The organism is Dechloromonas sp. ARDL1, assembly GCF_051122455.1.
GTDB lineage: Bacteria > Pseudomonadota > Gammaproteobacteria > Burkholderiales > Rhodocyclaceae > Azonexus.
In genome coordinates, this window is the sequence record NZ_CP168939.1 from 2,430,339 (window position 1) to 2,447,652 (window position 17,314).

17 protein-coding genes are annotated in these 17,314 nt (G+C 58.4%); 2 read left to right on the plus strand and 15 right to left on the minus strand.

The genetic code is table 11. The features are described 5' to 3' along the window. Positions 1-30: 30 nt before the first annotated feature. The 14 genes from AB6Q56_RS11940 to AB6Q56_RS12005 all read right to left on the minus strand — a co-directional run bounded on the left by AB6Q56_RS11940 (position 31) and on the right by AB6Q56_RS12005 (position 15,247). Positions 31-1,157 (minus strand): IS3 family transposase gene (locus AB6Q56_RS11940; protein WP_374755713.1). Its coding sequence is split into 2 segments (ribosomal slippage): positions 31-899 and positions 899-1,157, totalling 1,128 coding nucleotides; the frame shifts between segments, so codons are not numbered across the junction. A 50-nt stretch (positions 1,158-1,207) separates the two neighbouring features. After that, positions 1,208-2,668: a recombinase family protein gene (locus AB6Q56_RS11945; RefSeq protein ID WP_434513398.1), complete on the minus strand. Its 1,461-nt coding sequence runs from the start codon at positions 2,666-2,668 to the stop codon at positions 1,208-1,210. Between the two features lie 54 nt (positions 2,669-2,722). Continuing rightward, the gene (truA, locus tag AB6Q56_RS11950; protein WP_434513399.1) at positions 2,723-3,511 is read right to left on the minus strand and encodes a tRNA pseudouridine(38-40) synthase TruA; all 789 of its coding nucleotides are present in this window, start codon (positions 3,509-3,511) and stop codon (positions 2,723-2,725) included. Beyond that, positions 3,508-4,101 (minus strand): hypothetical protein, encoded by a 594-nt coding sequence (locus AB6Q56_RS11955; RefSeq protein ID WP_434513400.1) that lies wholly within the window; start codon positions 4,099-4,101, stop codon positions 3,508-3,510. Before AB6Q56_RS11955 ends, truA begins: the two co-directional genes overlap by 4 nt. Before the next feature lie 64 nt (positions 4,102-4,165). Beyond that, complete coding sequence (locus AB6Q56_RS11960; protein ID WP_434513401.1) at positions 4,166-7,279, minus strand: FimV/HubP family polar landmark protein; 3,114 nt, start codon at positions 7,277-7,279, stop codon at positions 4,166-4,168. A 194-nt stretch (positions 7,280-7,473) separates the two neighbouring features. Beyond that, positions 7,474-8,607: an aspartate-semialdehyde dehydrogenase gene (asd, locus tag AB6Q56_RS11965; protein WP_434513402.1), complete on the minus strand. Its 1,134-nt coding sequence runs from the start codon at positions 8,605-8,607 to the stop codon at positions 7,474-7,476. Positions 8,608-8,659: 52 nt separating this feature from the next. Continuing rightward, entirely contained in the window at positions 8,660-9,715 is a 1,056-nt protein-coding gene (leuB, locus tag AB6Q56_RS11970; protein WP_434513403.1) for a 3-isopropylmalate dehydrogenase, read from the minus strand. A 12-nt stretch (positions 9,716-9,727) separates the two neighbouring features. Beyond that, complete coding sequence (gene leuD, locus AB6Q56_RS11975) at positions 9,728-10,366, minus strand: 3-isopropylmalate dehydratase small subunit (RefSeq protein WP_434513404.1); 639 nt, start codon at positions 10,364-10,366, stop codon at positions 9,728-9,730. Next, entirely contained in the window at positions 10,366-10,590 is a 225-nt protein-coding gene (locus tag AB6Q56_RS11980) for an entericidin EcnAB (protein ID WP_434517154.1), read from the minus strand. Before AB6Q56_RS11980 ends, leuD begins: the two co-directional genes overlap by 1 nt. 3 nt (positions 10,591-10,593) lie before the next feature. After that, positions 10,594-12,000 carry a 3-isopropylmalate dehydratase large subunit gene (gene leuC, locus AB6Q56_RS11985; protein ID WP_434513405.1) on the minus strand — a complete coding sequence of 469 codons (1,407 nt, stop codon included), beginning with the start codon at positions 11,998-12,000 and terminating at the stop codon, positions 10,594-10,596. 30 nt (positions 12,001-12,030) lie between these two features. Next, positions 12,031-13,218, minus strand: a complete 1,188-nt coding sequence (locus AB6Q56_RS11990) for an MFS transporter (RefSeq protein ID WP_434513406.1) — start codon at positions 13,216-13,218, stop codon at positions 12,031-12,033. Positions 13,219-13,258: 40 nt separating this feature from the next. Next, on the minus strand, positions 13,259-13,525 hold the full coding sequence (locus AB6Q56_RS11995; RefSeq protein ID WP_434513407.1) for a YdcH family protein: 267 nt from the start codon (positions 13,523-13,525) through the stop codon (positions 13,259-13,261). A gap of 53 nt (positions 13,526-13,578) precedes the next feature. Next, entirely contained in the window at positions 13,579-14,679 is a 1,101-nt protein-coding gene (aroC, locus tag AB6Q56_RS12000; protein ID WP_434513408.1) for a chorismate synthase, read from the minus strand. A 118-nt stretch (positions 14,680-14,797) separates the two neighbouring features. Beyond that, on the minus strand, positions 14,798-15,247 hold the full coding sequence (locus AB6Q56_RS12005; RefSeq protein WP_434513409.1) for a CBS domain-containing protein: 450 nt from the start codon (positions 15,245-15,247) through the stop codon (positions 14,798-14,800). Positions 15,248-15,511: 264 nt separating this feature from the next. On the opposite strand from AB6Q56_RS12005, the gene AB6Q56_RS12010 reads away from it, so the two are divergent. Further along, positions 15,512-15,817 carry a helix-turn-helix domain-containing protein gene (locus AB6Q56_RS12010; RefSeq protein WP_434513410.1) on the plus strand — a complete coding sequence of 102 codons (306 nt, stop codon included), beginning with the start codon at positions 15,512-15,514 and terminating at the stop codon, positions 15,815-15,817. Positions 15,818-15,856: 39 nt separating this feature from the next. Here AB6Q56_RS12010 and AB6Q56_RS12015 read toward each other — a convergent pair whose 3' ends face one another. Continuing rightward, on the minus strand, positions 15,857-16,693 hold the full coding sequence (locus tag AB6Q56_RS12015) for a radical SAM protein (protein WP_434513411.1): 837 nt from the start codon (positions 16,691-16,693) through the stop codon (positions 15,857-15,859). A 43-nt stretch (positions 16,694-16,736) separates the two neighbouring features. Between AB6Q56_RS12015 and queD the strand changes: the two genes are divergently transcribed. Then, positions 16,737-17,189, plus strand: a complete 453-nt coding sequence (gene queD / locus AB6Q56_RS12020) for a 6-carboxytetrahydropterin synthase QueD (protein WP_434513412.1) — start codon at positions 16,737-16,739, stop codon at positions 17,187-17,189. Positions 17,190-17,314 lie beyond the last annotated feature (125 nt).

Consider the following 17,314-nt stretch of genomic DNA (forward strand, 5'->3'; position numbering starts at 1 on the left):
TTTGGTTTTCTTAAGTGAGTTCTCTGCGGGTTAAGCCGCTGCGGCGAGCAGCGGCTGGTTGAAGTAAGCCGTATCCGGGGTTTGCCCGTCAAGCGTTGAGTGCGGGCGACGACGATTGTAAAAATCGAAGTAGCGGGCCAGCGCCTGTCGGACCTCGGAAACGGTGTCGTAGCCGTGCAGGTAAATCTCCTCGTACTTGACCGATTTCCAGAGGCGTTCGACGAATACGTTATCGCGCCAGCAGCCCTTGCCATCCATGCTGACCTGAATGCTGTGCTCCTGAAGCAAGCCAATGAAGGCCGAACTGGTGAATTGGCTGCCCTGGTCTGTGTTCATGATTTCCGGTCGGCCATACTTCATGATGGCCTCTTCCAGAGCATCGACGCAGGGATCAGCCGTCAGGCTGTTCGACAGGCGCCAACTCAGCACCCGACGGGTTGCCCAATCAAGCACCGCGCTCAGATAGACGAAGCCCCGGCGCATCGGGATGTAGGTCGTATCCATGGCCCAGACCTGATTCGGACGCTCGATGGCAAGGCCGCGCAGCAGGTAGGGATAGATGCGGTGTGCCTGGTTGCGCCGACTGGTGTTGGCCTTGCGGTAGATGGCCTGGATATCGAGCTTCTTCATCAGCGTACCGACATGTTTGCGACCGATTTCATGGCCTTCGAGCTTGAGCATATCGCGCAACATCCGCGCACCGGCAAAGGGATGCTCCAGGTGCAGTTCATCAATCCGCCGCATCAGCATCAAATCGATTTCGGATGTGGGCTGCGGCTGGTAATAGACAGAAGAACGCGAAAGCTCAAGTAACTGGACTTGCCTGACGACAGGCAGATCGTGGGCCTTGTCGATCATCGTTTTGCGCTCGCATCGCCGATGCGACCGAGCGCGACGGCCAAAAAATCAATCTCCAACGCCTGCTGGCCTATCTTTGCATGCAAATCCTTCAGGTCCGGCGTGGCCGCCTGCTTCTCGGCAGCCGTCGCAAAGACACCCGAGGCGTTCTCGAGCAATTGTGTCTTCCATTGCGTAATCTGATTCGGATGAACGTCAAACTTCTCTGCTAACGCAGCCAGCGTCTCATCGCCCTTGAGGGCGGCAATCGCCACTTTGGCCTTGAAGGCGGCTGTGTGGTTACGGCGGGGTCTTCTCATTGCTTCTGCTCCTAGGCAGGCGATTTCCATCGCCCATTGAAGCAGAGATTTCACTTAACTCGATGTCCGGATTCGCGGAACCACCTCTGCCCTTCGCGAATTGTGCGTAGCTGGAGTTCATCTGTCTCTTGCTTCATTGCCTTGAAAAGCATCAGCAACATCTTCATCCTTGAACGGCCTGTATCACCAGATACGCGTTCAATCGTCAGCTCAGCACTGATCAAGGCCAAATTTTTTTCAAGCTCAATTTTCGCTGCCTCTGCATCCTTGAGGCGCTTAACCAGGCCGGGCAATGGCTCTTCTTCAATCGCAGCGTAAAGGTTTTCAATTTTCTTTTCGGCGCCTTCAAGCACGCCGAGCAGTTTCGCTCGCTCAGACTCCAAGTGCTCAAGCTTCTCGCTTTTCCTCCCACCGAATACAGTCCCCAAATCGACATAAGGAACTTGTAGCAAAAAGGCTCCCTCTATGTCCCGATAATTCCAGCGGATAATTTCGCAATCCGTTTTACCGATCCTTGCTCCATAGCAGATCAGGTATCTGTCGGTGCGGTTGTGCTTCTTTGAAAAATTGGTAGCAATCTGCATTCTGGCACCACAGTAACCGCAGTAAACCAAACCAGAAAATAGATTCGTTACACCATGCCCTCGCTTGATTCCAGGCGCTCCAACATCGCCGCGAGTTCTACGCTTACTGCGCAACGACCTAACGTAGTCGAACTCTTCTTTGGAAATAACCGCAGGGAAATAGCCCTCAGAAATCTTCCCGCCAGTTTCAAATGCACCGTACGTTGCATGGTTCATCGTCAGCTTTTGGATATAGGAAGGATGCCATTCACCTGCCTTATTCCAACCGGACATCTCCGCATTCAGCGTTCGAACGATGGTGTCTTGGCTCAAACCATTCTTAACCATCGTGAAAATTCGCCTTATAACGTCAGCGCGCTCAGGAATCAATTCAATCTTCCCATCAACAACGCGCATCCATTTGGGCACGGCTTTAGTTACCAGCTTGTGATTTTTAAGCCCCTCATCAAGCTTTCGCTGCCACGCTTTACCAACTCGATCAGATTTTGTGAGCGATTCCTCATGCGCTCGGACCATGATGAGGATCGAGACCATCAACTGCATCGGGTTATCGCTGACGGATTCATGCGAATACACCTGCCTATCCGACAGCGTAACTATGCTGACGCCAGCAGTGAGAATCGCGGTGAATTGGGTCAGTGCATCCAACACTTGAGCTCGAGACAAACGGTCCAGCGATTCAACTAGCAGGTATGCCCCTTTGGGCACCCTACCGTCTTCAATAGCACGAAGGAATGCACCTAGCTTTCCCTTGGTGACATTGGCTTTGTCGAAGGCAGATCGCCCCAAGTCATGGAGCTTGAAGGATGTATCAAGTGTCAGGCCGTGTTCTTGGGCATACTTTTCTGATGCCTCAAGTTGGCGTCTGTAGGAGTCGCCTTTTCTCTGCTCAACGCTGGAGAAGCGAATGTACGAGTACGCGATCATGTTTGGATACTAGCAAATTATGTTTTACTAGTCCCCAAATCTTGATTCGGGTTTTCATGCCAGTATCCCATCGAGGAAATCGTCGGCCGGATCCGGTAGCGCCCAATGCGCCTCATAGACCGGGCCGCGGAAATACAACCCATCCGGAGAAAAGGTCGGGGCCGCCAACTTGCGGTCCTTCATGCCCAGCAATTCGTCGACCCAGCCTGCCGACTGGGCTCCTTTACCAATATGGACCAGCGTCCCGACCAGGTTGCGCACCATATGATGCAGGAAGGCGCTGGCCTCGAAATCGAAGACGATCATGCTGCCGAACTGGCGCACTGATGCCTGAATCATCGTCTTGACCGGCGATTTGGCCTGGCATTCAGCCGCCCGAAAAGCCGAAAAATCGTGCTCGCCGAGCAGACGGGCCGCGGCCTGCTGCATGACAACGACATCGAGTGGCAAATGGAACCAGCCCAGCCGCCCCTGCCACAAGCCCGGGCGCTGCGCCCGATTGAGCAGCAGATAGCGGTAACGCCGGCCTCGGGCGCTGAAGCGGGCATGAAATTCATCGCTCACCGGCTTGGCCCAGCGTACCGCCACGCCGTCCGGCAGATTGGAATTGACGCCGCGCACCCAAGCAGTCAAGGGACGCTCGGCATCGCTGTCGAAATGGACAACCTGCTGCGTGGCGTGCACCCCGGCATCGGTTCGCCCGGCACAAAGCACGCCGACCGGCGCTCCGGCGATCTGACGCAAGGCGTGCTCCAGCGCATCCTGCACCGTCCCTCCGCCAGCCTGGCTCTGCCAACCGCGAAAATTCGTGCCGCAATATTCAATCCCAAGCGCAATTCTCACAGCACCCACACTCCAGCTAATCCCGCAATACAACCCAGCACCGCCACGGTATCCCGGGGCGCCCATGGAACGACAAGCAAACCAAGGCTGACCGGTCCCTCGGGATCGTGCCCCCCGGTCAGCAACATGCGTCGCCAGCCCCCTTTTTCCTGAGGAGTCTGCAAATTATCGAGAACCAGCGACAAGCGTACAACCAAGCGCTCGGCCTTGAAGCCTAAGCTGCTCCAAGGGCGAAGCAGCCCCCACAAACCGCTGACCATCCCCTCCAACCCCTGCTTTGTAAAAAGCCAAGCCAGCCAGAGCAGCATGACCAGCAGGCGAACAGCCTGCAAACCGGCTTCGGCCATGCCTTCGTAGGTCGGCGCCCAGGCTCTGTCCAGCCATGCCTCGCCCGGTGCCCCGTAGGCAAGGATCAACCATAGCGCCAGCAGCAGCCATCTGGCCCGACGCACATAGGCCAGCCATCGATACGCGCTACGTGGCGCCCATGCCAGCGCAACCATGGCCAACAAAACCAAGCCGACATAGCCGACAAACTGCGCCCCGACAACGGCGGCCAGCCAGACGATCAACGCACAGGTTGGATGCAAATCCAGGCTCCCAAAATGCACATGGCCCCTCGCGGGGCCATGTGCCTATTCGCAAACCCAAATTCTACCCGGCTATGCGCGCGAGAATGGTCTTCGCCTGCTCAACCAGATCCACCGGACCTTCGCTGACCACTTCCTGCAAAAGCTCGCGAGCGCCCTCGAGATCACCCATTTCCTCGTAGGCCTTGGCCAGATCGAGCTTGGTATTGACCTCCTCCCACTGCGCATCCTGCACTGGCGCCGCAGCCGCCGGCTGAACCGCCGGCTCCGCAACCGGTGCGACCGGGGCCTCGTGTGCCGGAGCGGGCTCTGGCTGGGCAGAGAGGTCGAGATTGATCGAACCGATATCGAATTCCGACGGCGCCATCGGTTCGCCAAGGAAAACGGACTCACTCAGTTTGACATCGAATTCCAGCGCATCGGTATCGACCACGCCCGGATTCACGACCGTGCTGCTCAGATTCTCGGGCGAACTTTCCCGACCAAAGTTCAGCAGATCCTCCCCACCGACGAAAGTATCCGTGCCAGCGAGCGAATTGACCACCGTACGCGTCAGCGATGGATCGGTTGAGGCATTGGCACCCTCGCTGGTATCGACGGAAACTCCCTGCCCCTCGACGCCAACCCACGTTCCCAAACCGACATCGAAGTCCTCGGAAATGGAAGCCGAAGGCATCACCAGGGTCCCCTCTGGCGAGAAATCAGGTGCCTGCACATCGGCAGCCGATTGCTCCAGCAAAGGCTCTGCTGGAACATTCAGTTCGAAATCGATGGCCCCCGAATCTGCCGGCGACTCATCCCGGACGACCGCAACTGGCTCTTGCGTCGCTGGTTGTCGCACCTGCGGCTCCGGCTCGCCAAGCTCGGTAGCCAGATCGAAATCAAGTGCATCCCCCCCTTGGAGCGCAATCTCATCTGCCGCGCTCTCCTCGGATTCACTGAGATCCGGAGCAACAGTGGCCTCGCCCAGATCGAAATCGAGGGTCATTCCATCAACATTGTCGGCCATCGCTTCACCGGCTGGGTTCGGCTCGCTCGCTTGCTGAGAGTCGTTTGGCTCGTTAGGAATGACCATGGTGTCCCGCTCGACACCGTCGGCAAACCCGATCCCCGGAAGCGGAGCGGGCACCTCTTCGAGCGGCACATCCGCCGAAATCTCAGACTGTGCCACCGCTTCGACAACCGACGCCGCCTCGAAGCTCTCCGGCAAAGAGGGAATCTCCGGAGCAGCACTCGGCTCGGGAAGCTGATTGTCGGCAAGCGCCTGGGCCTGAGAGGCGCCATAAAGCGGATTGCCGGGATCAAGAGCCGCACCCAGCAAGGCCACCTTTTCCCAGTCCGCGCCGACACCGGCGGTCTGAGCATAAAGCTCGCTGGCCAACGTCTCGAATTGCTTCAGGCTACGCCGGTTGGCGTAAATCTCCAGAAGTTTGGCATGAATTGCCGTGCGCTGCGGATCCTTCTGCAATGCCTCAAGCAGGATTTCCTCGGCCTGGGTATCACGCCCATAAGCCATGTAGACGTCGGCCTCGGCAACAGGATCGACCTCGTCGGTATCAATCGTTCCTGGTCCCGTCTGGCTGAAATCGCCGGTCTGCGGTGGCGTATTGCCGGTATCGACGCTTTGCCCACCGGTCATGCGGAAGACGGAGTTCGGACCAAGGCTCGACGGCATTGGCGCAGCGGTCGTTTCAACCGATGCGCCTTGGGTGCGACGGCGCCGCGCCACGAAATAAGCCGCCAGCAAAGCCAGCACGCCACCACCGCCGACCAGCGGCAGCGGGTCTTCCATCAGGGAGTCCATAATGCCCGGCTCCTCAACGGGGACAGGAACTGGGGGCGGCGTCACAGCCTTCGGCGGCTCAACCGGTTTTGCCGGTTCAGCCGGCTTGACCTCCGGTTTTGTCTCCGCAGGCTTGGGGGGCTCAACAGGCTTTGTCTCTTCGGCGACTTTCGGTTGCTCAAGCGGTTTCAGCGCTTCGACAGGCTTGGGCGACTCTTCGAGCTTCGGAGCCGGCTTCGGTTGCTCAACCGGCTTCGGCTCTTCCTTCTTCGGCGGCTGCTGCAATTCGGCAAGCTTCTGGTTTTTCATTTCCAGCAGCTTCTGCAATTCACCCACATTCTTTTCAAGGAGGGCCATGCGCTCCTGCGCATCCTTGAGCGCTTTGTCGCGGGCGACCTGCTCGGCCGCATCGGCAGCCTTGGTGGCAGCTGCCCCTTTGGCGGCCGCATCGGTGCGGGCGACCTTCAGCTGATCCTTCGCCTGCTCCGCGGGCACCGCCTTTTCTTCGACCTTGGCGGTAATCTTGCCCGAACTGGACTGGGCGCCGCTTTCATCGGCCTTGGCGGGCGTCTTGGCGGTGCTGGCAGCCAGTTTCTGACGATAGTTATTCCAATCGCTGGTCTGGGTGACATAAATCTTGCGCGCCTCAGCCGGAGAGACCGATTCCACCGAGGATTTCTCGGGTATGTTCAGAATGGCGCCCGCCTTGAGCCGGTTCACATTCTGGGCGATAAACGCATCCGGGTTACTCTGGAACAAGCCAACGAGCATCTGCTCAAGCGTCACACCGTCGTGTCTGGTCTCGTCCGCGATCTTGCGCAGCGTATCGCCTGTTTGGACGACACGGGTATTGCCACTCTCCTCCCTCGGCTTTGGCTCGGCCGCGACCTTCGGCGTCGAAGCCGGACGCGGCGCCGCCCTGACCGGTGCCGGACGCTCCTCTGCAACCCCGCCGCCGCGTACCGTTTCAACAATGCGCGCCTCGGCTACTGGACGCGAGGTCTGCTTGGCTGCTATTTCGGGCGGATCAAGCAGGAAGGTGTACTCGCGAACCAGACGACCGGCAGGCCAATTCAGCTCGACGAGAAAATCCAGGAAAGGCTCATTGATGGGCTTTAACGACGAGACCTTGACCACGGCCTGTCCATTGGGACGCTTTTCGACTGCAAACCGCAGATCGAGCAACACACTGGCGAAGTCGACACCGGCTTGCCTGAAGGCATCCTGAGGCGCCAGACGCGCACTCATCCCGGCCAATTCATCCTTCGTCGCGCCGATATCCAGCTCGGCACGCAAAGGCTGGCCTAGCCCCGACAGAACGGTCAATTTCCCTAGCCCGGCAGCCTGGGCAATCAATGGCGCGAACGACAAACACGACGCGACGGCAAGAGCCACGGCGCGCTTTTTGAATTGGGTGTGTTTAGTTTCGGTCACAGCGAAACCCTGAGGTGGAATTTGGGACTTTCAAATTAACATCATGGACTTAGCAATGCAAGCTAATCCCGCTTCTAATCTACCGACTTTTGCATATTCCCAACAAATAAAAAAGCCGGGGAAAAACCCCGGCTTTTATCGCAAAAATGAAAGACTCAAGCGTCGAGCAGAATACGCAGCATACGACGCAGCGGCTCAGCAGCCCCCCACAGTAGCTGGTCACCGCAGGTGAAGGCAGCGAGGTATTCCGGGCCCATCGCCATCTTGTGCAGACGGCCGACCGGCACGGTCAGCGTACCAGTCACGGCGGCCGGGGTTAGTTCGCGCTCGGAGATTTCGCGATCATTCGGCACAACCTTGGCCCATGGGTTGGCCTTGGCCAACATGTCGCTGATCTCGTCGAGCGGTACGTCCTTCTTCAGCTTGATGGTCAGCGCCTGGCTGTGGCAACGCATGGCGCCAATGCGGACGCACAGGCCATCGATCGGGATCGAGCCCGGGGAACGGAAAGCCGGCTTGCCGAGAATCTTGTTGCATTCGGCGCCGCCCTTCCACTCTTCCTTCGACTGACCGCCTTCGACCGGCACGTCGATCCACGGAATCAGCGAACCGGCGAGCGGGGTATTGCGGAAGTTCTTCTTCGGGAAGGCGTCGGAACGGATGGTTTCGGCAACCTTGCGGTCGATGTCGAGGATGGCGGAAGCCGGGTCGGCCAGCAGGTCGGCCACGGAGGCATGAATGGTCCCCATCTGGGCGATCAGTTCGCGCATGTTCTGCGCACCGGCACCAGAGGCGGCCTGATAGGTCATCGAGGTGGCCCATTCGATCAGATCGTTCTGGAACAGCCCGCCGAGGCCCATCAGCATCAGGGAAACCGTACAGTTGCCGCCGATCCAGTTCTTGCCGCCCTTGGCGAGGGAGTCCTTGATCACGTTCATGTTGACCGGATCGAGGATGATCACGGCGTCATCGGCCATACGCAGCGCCGAGGCGGCATCGATCCAGTGACCGTTCCAGCCGGTGGCGCGCAACTTGGGGAAGACTTCCTTGGTGTAGTCGCCGCCCTGGCAAGTAATGATGATTTCGCACGCCTTCAGCGCATCGATATTGGATGCATCCTGCAGCGGCAGCGAGGCTTCCTTGCCGCCGAACACCGGGGCCTTGCCACCGGCAGCCGAAGTGGAGAAATACACCGGATCGATATGGGCGAAATCGCCCTCTTCGACCATACGCTGCATCAGCACGGACCCAACCATGCCACGCCAACCGACCAGACCAACCTTCTTCATGACTTACTCTCCGAATAAAACCTTTGTTTAACGCACGAACCCGCTGTTCGGTTTACGCCAGCGCCGCCAGCACGGCATCACCCATTTCCTTGGTGCCGACCTTGTTGGTACCGCGCTCGTAGATGTCGCCGGTGCGATAGCCCTGGGCGAGCACCTTCTTGACGGCGTTTTCAATGCGCACGGCATGCTCTTCCAGATTGAAGGTATAGCGCAGCATCATGGCGACCGACAGGATGGTGGCCAGCGGATTGGCCAGCCCCTTGCCGGCAATGTCTGGTGCCGAACCGTGCGACGGCTCGTACATGCCCTTGTTGTTGGCATCGAGCGAGGCGGACGGCAGCATACCGATCGAGCCGGTCAGCATAGAGGCTTCATCGGACAGGATGTCACCGAACATGTTGCCGGTGACCATCACGTCGAACTGCTTCGGCGCACGCACCAGTTGCATGGCGGCGTTATCGACCAGCATGTGGCTGAGCTCGACATCCGGGTAGTCCTTGCTCACTTCGACCATCACGTCGCGCCAGAGCTGGGTGGTTTCCAGCACGTTCATCTTGTCCACCGAACACAGCTTCTTGTTACGCTTCTGGGCAGCCTGGAAGGCGACATGGCCAATGCGGCGGACTTCGGATTCGCTGTACACCATGGTGTTGAAACCGACGCGCTCGCCGTTCTCCTCACGAATACCGCGCGGCTGACCAAAATAGATATCACCGGTCAGTTCGCGGACAATCAGGATATCCAGGCCGGCAACGACTTCCGGTTTCAGGGTTGAGGCATTCGCCAGCTCCGGATACAGAATGGCCGGACGCAGATTGGCGAACAGGGCCAAGTCCTTGCGAATACCGAGCAGACCGCGCTCCGGACGAAGTTCGCGGGCCAACACATCCCATTTCGGGCCGCCGACGGCACCAAGCAGGACAGCATCGGCTTCGGCAGTCAGCTTCTTGGTGGCTTCCGGGTAGGGCGTGCCGGTCGCATCCACGGCGCCGCCGCCGATCAGGCCTTCTTCGAGCTCGAACTTGAGATCCAGCGCCTGCAGCACACGGACGGCTTCCGCCATGATTTCCGGACCGATGCCGTCACCCGGCAAAACACAAATCTTCATTTCTATTCCTTATCAGGAGAACAGCCACGGCTGTTCGACACGGCGCTTGGCCTCGAATTCACGAATCTTTTCGGCATGACGCAGGGTCAGGCCGATATCATCCCAACCGTTCAACAGGCATTCCTTGCGGAATGCGTCGATCTGGAAGGGAATGCCGTGGCCATCCGGACGAATCACCGCTTGCGCCGGCAAATCGACCACCAGCTTGTACCCCGGCGCCGTCTCGACTTGCTGGAACAGGGCCTCGATTTCTGCTGACGGCAGCACGATGGGCAGGATGCCGTTCTTGAAACAGTTATTGAAAAAGATATCGGCGAACGACTCGGCGACGATGGCCTTGAAACCATAGTCGAGCAAGGCCCAAGGCGCATGTTCACGCGAACTGCCGCAGCCGAAATTGGCGCGGGTGAGCAATATCTCGGCACCTTGATAACGCGGCTGATTGAGGACGAAATTCGGATTCTTCGGCCGCTGCGAATTGTCCTGCCCCGGCTGACCGACATCCATGTAACGCCACTCATCGAAAGCATTCGGGCCAAAACCGGAACGCTTGATCGACTTCAGAAACTGCTTCGGGATGATCGCATCGGTATCGACGTTGCTACGATCGAGCGGTGCCACCAAGCCATCCAGACGAACGAACTTATCCATTAATCCACCACCTTCTGTACGGCTTCGCCACTTTTCTTGATGGCACCACCGACCACTTCACCCGTCTTGTTCAACGCGCTGCCAACCGCTTCGCCCCCTTTTTGCAGGGCCTCGCCCGTTTTTTCGGCACCGATTGCGACATCCTTCTTGACGCCCTGTGCCGTATTGCAGGCGGATGAAAACACCGCCAGCAATGCAACCAGGAAAAAGTGCTGCCTGCTCATCACTTACAGAACCTCCCGAACATCGGCGAAGCGGCCGGCAATCGCCGCCGCCGCCGCCATCGCCGGACTGACCAGATGCGTACGTCCGCCCGGCCCCTGACGACCTTCGAAGTTGCGGTTCGAGGTAGAAGCGCAGCGCTCGCCTGGCTCCAGCCGATCGGCATTCATCGCAAGGCACATCGAGCATCCAGGCTCGCGCCATTCGAAACCAGCCGCCACAAAGACCTTATCCAGCCCTTCGGCCTCGGCTTGGCGCTTGACCAGGCCAGACCCTGGCACGGCCAAGGCCAGCTTGACGTTGGCCGCTACGTGGCGCCCCTTGAGTACCGAGGCAGCTTCACGCAAATCCTCGATCCGTGAATTGGTGCACGACCCGATGAAGACCTTGTCGATGGCGATCTGATTGATCGGGGTGTTCGGATTCAAGCCCATGTACTGCAAGGCACGCTCCATCCCTTCGCGCTTGACCGGATCGGCTTCCTTGGCCGGATCCGGCACGACGGCATCCACTGGCACGACCATTTCTGGAGAAGTACCCCAGGTTACCTGCGGGCGGATATCCTCCGCCCTCAGGGTAACCACACGGTCGAACTGGGCGCCGGTATCGGAGTGCAGTGTGCGCCAGTGGGCCACGGCGCGCTCCCATGTTTCGCCGGTCGGCGAGAAGGGACGGCCCTTAAGGTAATCGATGGTCGTATCATCGACCGCTACGAAGCCCAGGCGAGCACCGCCTTCAATGGCCATGTTGCACAGGGTCATACGCCCTTCCATGGTCAGGCCGCGAATAGCACTGCCGCCGAACTCGATGGCGTAACCCGTGCCACCGGCCGTACCGATGGAGCCAATAATGGCCAGCGCCACGTCTTTGGCAGTCACCCCCTTGCCCAGGGTGCCCTCGACGGCAATCAACATGGTCTTGGAGCGCTTCTGCAGCAAGCACTGGGTCGCCAGCACGTGCTCGACTTCCGAGGTACCGATGCCGTGCGCCATGCAGGCGAAGGCGCCATGCGTCGAGGTATGCGAATCGCCACAAACCACGGTCATGCCGGGCAGCGTCGCGCCATTTTCCGGACCGACAACATGGAGAATGCCCATGCGCGGGTCCTTGAACGGGAAGTAGGCCAGTGCGCCGACTTCGCGAATATTGGCATCCAGCGTTTCGACCTGCTGACGGGAGATCGGATCCTTGATGCCTTCATCCCAGTGATCGGTCGGCGTATTGTGGTCCGGAGTCGAAACGATAGATGAGACCCGCCACGGTTTGCGACCGGCCAGCTTCAGGCCTTCGAAAGCCTGCGGGCTGGTCACCTCGTGAACGAGATGGCGATCAATATAGAGAAGAGCAGTGCCATCCGCTTCCTGATGGACAACATGGTTTTCCCAGAGCTTGTCGTAAAGTGTCTTCGGCATGGAAGGAAAAGTTGGCCGTAAAACCTTGAATTATTGCACAGGATCGGTATTTTTTTCCCGGCCCGCGGCAAGCGTGCCAACGTCATCCGGAACACCTCTCCAGATAAGCAAAAAGCCCAGGGCAGCAAAGCCGGCACTCAGGGTAAATGTCCAGCCCGCCCCCAGCATTTCCCAAGTGCTCCCGCTGATCAGCGCGCCCAGCAAGCCGCCTGCGCCAAAGGACAGGCTGGAATAAAGTGCCTGACCACGCCCCTGTGTCTTGCCGGGAAACCACAAGTTGACCGCAGCAATTGCCGACGCATGGTAAGCCCCAAAAGTCAGCCCATGCAGCAGTTGCACGAATGCCATGATCAACAGCGACTCGACGCCCCAGCCCATCAACAAAAAACGCATGACGGCAGCAGCAAAGCAGGCCAGCAGTATGCGTCTCAGCGAAAAGCGCCTCGCCAAGCGCGCCATGAACATGAAGACAACGATTTCGGCGACAACGCCGAGCGACCACAACAAACCCACCTCGGTCTTGGCATAGCCGTGCGCATCGAGATGAATGGAGAAAAAAACATAGAACGCCCCGTGCGCCGCGGACATCGCAAAGCAAGCAGCCATCAGTGCCTTGACCCTGGACTGACGCAGGATGTTGCCAATCGGAACATCTTCACGCGCATGCACCACGGGAGGAGACTCTGGAAGGGTCAGGGCGTAACCCAGAATACCCAGCAGAATGCTCCAACACACCCACAACACACCAACTGGTGGTGCGAAATCGAGCAGTGTCCCGGTCACCATGACGGCAACAATGAAACCTACCGATCCCCACAACCGGATGCGACTGTAGCGTGCGCAATCGTCACGCAAATGGTCGAAAGTCAGGGTCTCAACCAGCGGAAGCGCAGCGCTCCAGAAAAAGGCGAGAACAGCCATCGCCAGTAACATCCCAGGCAAACGATCCAGCCAGAAGAAAGCGGAAAATCCAGCCAGCCCGATTGCCCCCGCCAACCGAATGATCACCAGGCGACGCCCGAAACGATCCGCCAGCCACCCCCATAAATTTGGGCCGAACAGGCGCATCAACTGCATTTGTGACATCAGCAGGCCAATGTCCCAAGCAGAGAATTTCAGCGACTGGAGGTAGAGCCCAAAGTAGGGCGAGAAGGCGCCAATGAAGGCGAAATAAAAAAAGTAGTAGCCCGAGAGGCGCCAGTAAGGCAAGGAATGCATCCGGCGATTCTACCGGATGCATGATCGGGCAATGGCCGAATCAGGCCTTGACGGATTGCTGGCCGGCACGGAAGGCCAGCAGCATGTGGTAAAGCTCATCCTTCAGCTTGACGCGCTGCTTCTTCATGTCTTCCATGGTGAAGTCGGCAACCGGCATGTCGTGCGCTTCCAGATCCTCGACCTTGCCGGTCAGGCGGTTGTAGCTGGCAAACAGCTTGGCAAAATGGGCGTTTCCGGCTTTCAGCGCATGGATTGCGTCGTGAAACTCCGGAAAATCGTGATGGAGATCGTGTTGATCGACTTGCATGTTTCCCCCTGTAACGATAAACCCGCCTCAAGAGCGGCAAATGACTGAAGATTCTACGCGATTTCACCCGGGATGCGAGGCGTCGGACAGATGACGTCGGCACACTGGGCTCGATGCCGCAAGGCGTGATCGATCAGCACCAGCGCAAGCATTGCCTCGGCAATCGGCGTCGCGCGAATACCCACGCAAGGGTCGTGACGCCCCTGGGTTGCCACCTCGATGGGTTGCCCGTGAACATCGACCGAACGGCGTGCCTGCGCAATCGACGATGTCGGCTTGATCGCCATATTGACGACAATCTGTTGCCCCGTGGAAATCCCGCCCAGCACGCCACCCGCATGATTGCTGGCGAAACCCTGCGGTGTCATTTCGTCTCCATGCTCACTGCCTTTTTGCGCAACCGAGGCAAACCCAGCACCAATTTCAACGCCCTTGACCGCGTTGATACCCATCATCGCGTAGGCGATCTCGGCATCCAGGCGGTCATACACCGGCTCACCCCAACCGGGAGGCACCCCCGTGGCAGTCACCGTTATTCTGGCCCCAACGGAATCGAGCGACTTGCGCAGACTATCCATGTAGCCTTCGAGCTCCGGTACGATGGCCGCATTGGGTGCAAAGAAAGTATTGCCATCAATGTCGTCGGCCGACACGAAGGGAATATTGATCGGCCCGAGAGCGGACATCCAGCCGCGTATCGTCACACCATGACGCTCGTTCAACCACTTGCGGGCAATCGCTCCGGCCGCCACGCGCACTGCCGTCTCACGCGCCGACGAGCGACCGCCGCCGCGATAGTCGCGGAAGCCATATTTCTGGGTATAGGTGTAATCGGCATGCCCCGGACGAAAGGTCTCGGCAATGTTCCCGTAATCCTTGCTGCGTTGATCCTGATTGCGGATCAACAGCCCGATCGGCGTCCCTGTCGTTTTGCCTTCGAATACACCGGAGAGAATCTCCACAGTATCCGGCTCGCGACGCTGCGTAACATGGCGCGAGGTCCCGGGCTTACGCCTATCCAGTTCTGCCTGAATATCCGCCTCGCACAAAGCAAGACCGGGAGGGCAACCATCGACGACGCAGCCGATGGCCGGGCCATGCGACTCGCCAAACGAGGTCACGGTAAACAAGGTGCCAAATGTATTGCCAGACATGGAAAAAGATCGGTGCGTTGGAATCCGTGCAGTCTACCACGCCGACCCCGCCCCTGTTTTCAGTCCACACAAACGACAAAGGCGGCCTCAGCCGCCTTCACCCGGCAGCACCAACACATCAGGAAGCCGGTGCCTCACCCGGCCAGTTCTTGATGTAGCTCTTCAGCATCTTGTTCTCGAAGCTCTGCTCCTCGAGCACGGCCTTGGCCACATCGAGAAAAGAAATGACCCCCATCAGCGTTCCACCATCAACCACCGGCAGGTAACGTGAGCGCTTTTCAATCATCAGGCCGCGCAGCTCGTTGACCTCCATTGCGGGATAAGCGGTAACCGGGTCCTTGACCATGACATCACCAACCGTCAGCCCCCCTGGCGCCGAGCCATTCTTGCGAAGCGCCGACAAGACCTCGCGAAAAGTCAGCATCCCGACCATGCGCCCCCCATCCATGACAACCAGCGAACCGACGTCGAGATCGGCCATTGAATCGATGGCAAAAGCCAGCGACTGCTGCGGTGTCACCGTGTACAACGTCCCACCCTTGACGCGAAGAATTTCCCGAACTTGCATGGCGCTCTCCATGAATGAGAAGAATGATTGACGTGACCGATCTTAGAGCATCCCCGGGAAATCCGGAAGAACGCCAAACTCCTTCACCACATCCGAATCTCGTGCCATGCCAAACATCAAAAAAATTACATCGTATTTAGTAAATTTAATTAATTTTGAGGTTGCATAACGTCATAGGCATATATATACTTCGCCATATTACCTAAGTCATACATCGCTACGATGCTTGGGTAACCCAATTACACCAGCGTATGGAGAATGAATATGAGCACCGTAAAGACCATCGAGAAAATCGACGCCCGTGAAATCCGCCGCAAGCTCGGCATGAACCAGCAGCAATTCTGGTCCACTCTGGGCGTGACGCAGAGTGGCGGTTCCCGCTACGAAAGCGGCCGCAACATGCCGAAGCCGGTTCGCGAACTGCTGCGCCTGGTTCACGTCGAACAAGTCGACATCAAGAGCATCAAGCGCGAAGACTGGGAAGTCGTCGAGTACCTGAAGTCCCAAGAGCCGGAACTGTTCAAGTCGCTGAAGAAGTCGGCACGCAGCCACGCCAAGAAAGCTGCCTGACATTGCCCCCACTTAGGGCAAGCCCGGAACCAGCGGGCATCACGGGGAAACAACGACCCGGATGCCCGTTTCCTTTTCTACCTGACGAGCGAACTCAACCAACACCTCTGCAGGTAATGCCTTGAGGCGCGGTGCCGCAGGCTGCATCGATGGCCTGGCCAGGCCGTAGAGATGCACCCCTTGCAGTTTTCCTGAGAGCTTGTGCAGCAAATCGCAATAAGCCCGCTGCGACTCGGAAGACGGCGCTTGGCCATCCAGCGCGAACCAGCAGGTCTGCACCCAGGTCGGTGCTAAATCAGCGCAAAGCTGTAGATTTTTCAAAACCCGCTCCGCTCCGCCCGGCACACCGTTGATCTCCTCGACCTCTTCATCCAAGGCGCGATCGACCTTGAACCAAACCTCGCCGCCATACTCGCCAAGCCGGCGAATACCGGACCGAACAACTGGACGATGTAGCAGACTCCCGTTGGTGATGAGCCGAACTGGCAATTTTCCGTTCAGTCCGAAGCGCTCCAAAACACTCCCGACGCAGCCAATAGCATCGGCAAATTCGGCGGCGCTCGTTGGCTCTCCGTTGCCCGAAAACGCCACATCCATCAAGCGCCTCGCTTCCTGCGGCACACTCCGGGCCATGAAATCGCCATGCAATACGTCGTCGAGCAGCGCAACCAATTCCCGCTCCAAGCACTCCAAATCGATCGCCGGCGGCCCGCCACGCGTCAAGTTCTCGACCTGGCAATAGAGGCAAGCCCAGTTGCAGGCATTATTGGGATTGAGATTGATGCCGATTGACACCCCTCCTGCGCGGCGCGACACGACGGGATAGACATAGAGCAGGCCGGCACTGTCGCGGCGGTGATCATCGGTAGTAAGCATGGCGCATTGTATAATCCGCGACCGCCTTGTCGAGCAATAGACCATGTTGATTACCCGCCGCCTCGAATTCGATGCCGGGCACCGCATCCCCGACCACAAAAGCCAGTGCCGCCATTTGCACGGGCATCGCTACGTCATTGAAATAACGCTTTCCGGTGACATCATTAACAAGGCGGGCGATGCTGCGAACGGAATGGTGATGGACTTTTCGCAGGTCAAGGATCTGGCCAAGCAGCGCCTGGTCGATGAATGGGACCACGCATTCCTGGCCTTTGCCGGCGACAAGGCCATTGTTGACTTCCTGGCCACGCTACCCGGACACAAAACCGTCATCCTCGACCGCGTCCCGACCGCGGAGAATCTGGCGCGACTGGCATTCGACCGACTCGATAAGGTCTATCGCGACACCTATGGCAATCACTTGCGCCTTGAGCAAGTCAGACTTTACGAAACCCCCAACTGCTGGGCCGATGCGCTGCGCTCAGCGGCCGATTGAGTCAACACCACACCCCCTCTATACTGCGTGAAAACAGCACCTGCAGGACAGGTGCCTCCGGAGGGGACATGCGGCAAAAGACCAGAAACAACCGCAGAATGACGGAAGACCAGCCCAGACCTGGG

Excerpts from the sequence above, each read along its gene's own strand:
- leuC (WP_434513405.1), bottom strand. The coding sequence starts at position 12,000 with ATGCCGAAGACACTTTACGACAAGCTCTGGGAAAACCATGTTGTCCAT.
- AB6Q56_RS11945 (WP_434513398.1), bottom strand. The coding sequence starts at position 2,668 with ATGATCGCGTACTCGTACATTCGCTTCTCCAGCGTTGAGCAGAGAAAA.
- asd (WP_434513402.1), bottom strand. The coding sequence starts at position 8,607 with ATGAAGAAGGTTGGTCTGGTCGGTTGGCGTGGCATGGTTGGGTCCGTG.
- aroC (WP_434513408.1), bottom strand. The coding sequence starts at position 14,679 with ATGTCTGGCAATACATTTGGCACCTTGTTTACCGTGACCTCGTTTGGC.
- leuB (WP_434513403.1), bottom strand. The coding sequence starts at position 9,715 with ATGAAGATTTGTGTTTTGCCGGGTGACGGCATCGGTCCGGAAATCATG.
- AB6Q56_RS12005 (WP_434513409.1), bottom strand. The coding sequence starts at position 15,247 with ATGCAAGTTCGGGAAATTCTTCGCGTCAAGGGTGGGACGTTGTACACG.
- AB6Q56_RS11980 (WP_434517154.1), bottom strand. The coding sequence starts at position 10,590 with ATGAGCAGGCAGCACTTTTTCCTGGTTGCATTGCTGGCGGTGTTTTCA.
- queD (WP_434513412.1), top strand. The coding sequence starts at position 16,737 with ATGTTGATTACCCGCCGCCTCGAATTCGATGCCGGGCACCGCATCCCC.
- AB6Q56_RS11990 (WP_434513406.1), bottom strand. The coding sequence starts at position 13,218 with ATGCATTCCTTGCCTTACTGGCGCCTCTCGGGCTACTACTTTTTTTAT.
- AB6Q56_RS12010 (WP_434513410.1), top strand. The coding sequence starts at position 15,512 with ATGAGCACCGTAAAGACCATCGAGAAAATCGACGCCCGTGAAATCCGC.
- AB6Q56_RS12015 (WP_434513411.1), bottom strand. The coding sequence starts at position 16,693 with ATGCTTACTACCGATGATCACCGCCGCGACAGTGCCGGCCTGCTCTAT.
- leuD (WP_434513404.1), bottom strand. The coding sequence starts at position 10,366 with ATGGATAAGTTCGTTCGTCTGGATGGCTTGGTGGCACCGCTCGATCGT.
- AB6Q56_RS11995 (WP_434513407.1), bottom strand. The coding sequence starts at position 13,525 with ATGCAAGTCGATCAACACGATCTCCATCACGATTTTCCGGAGTTTCAC.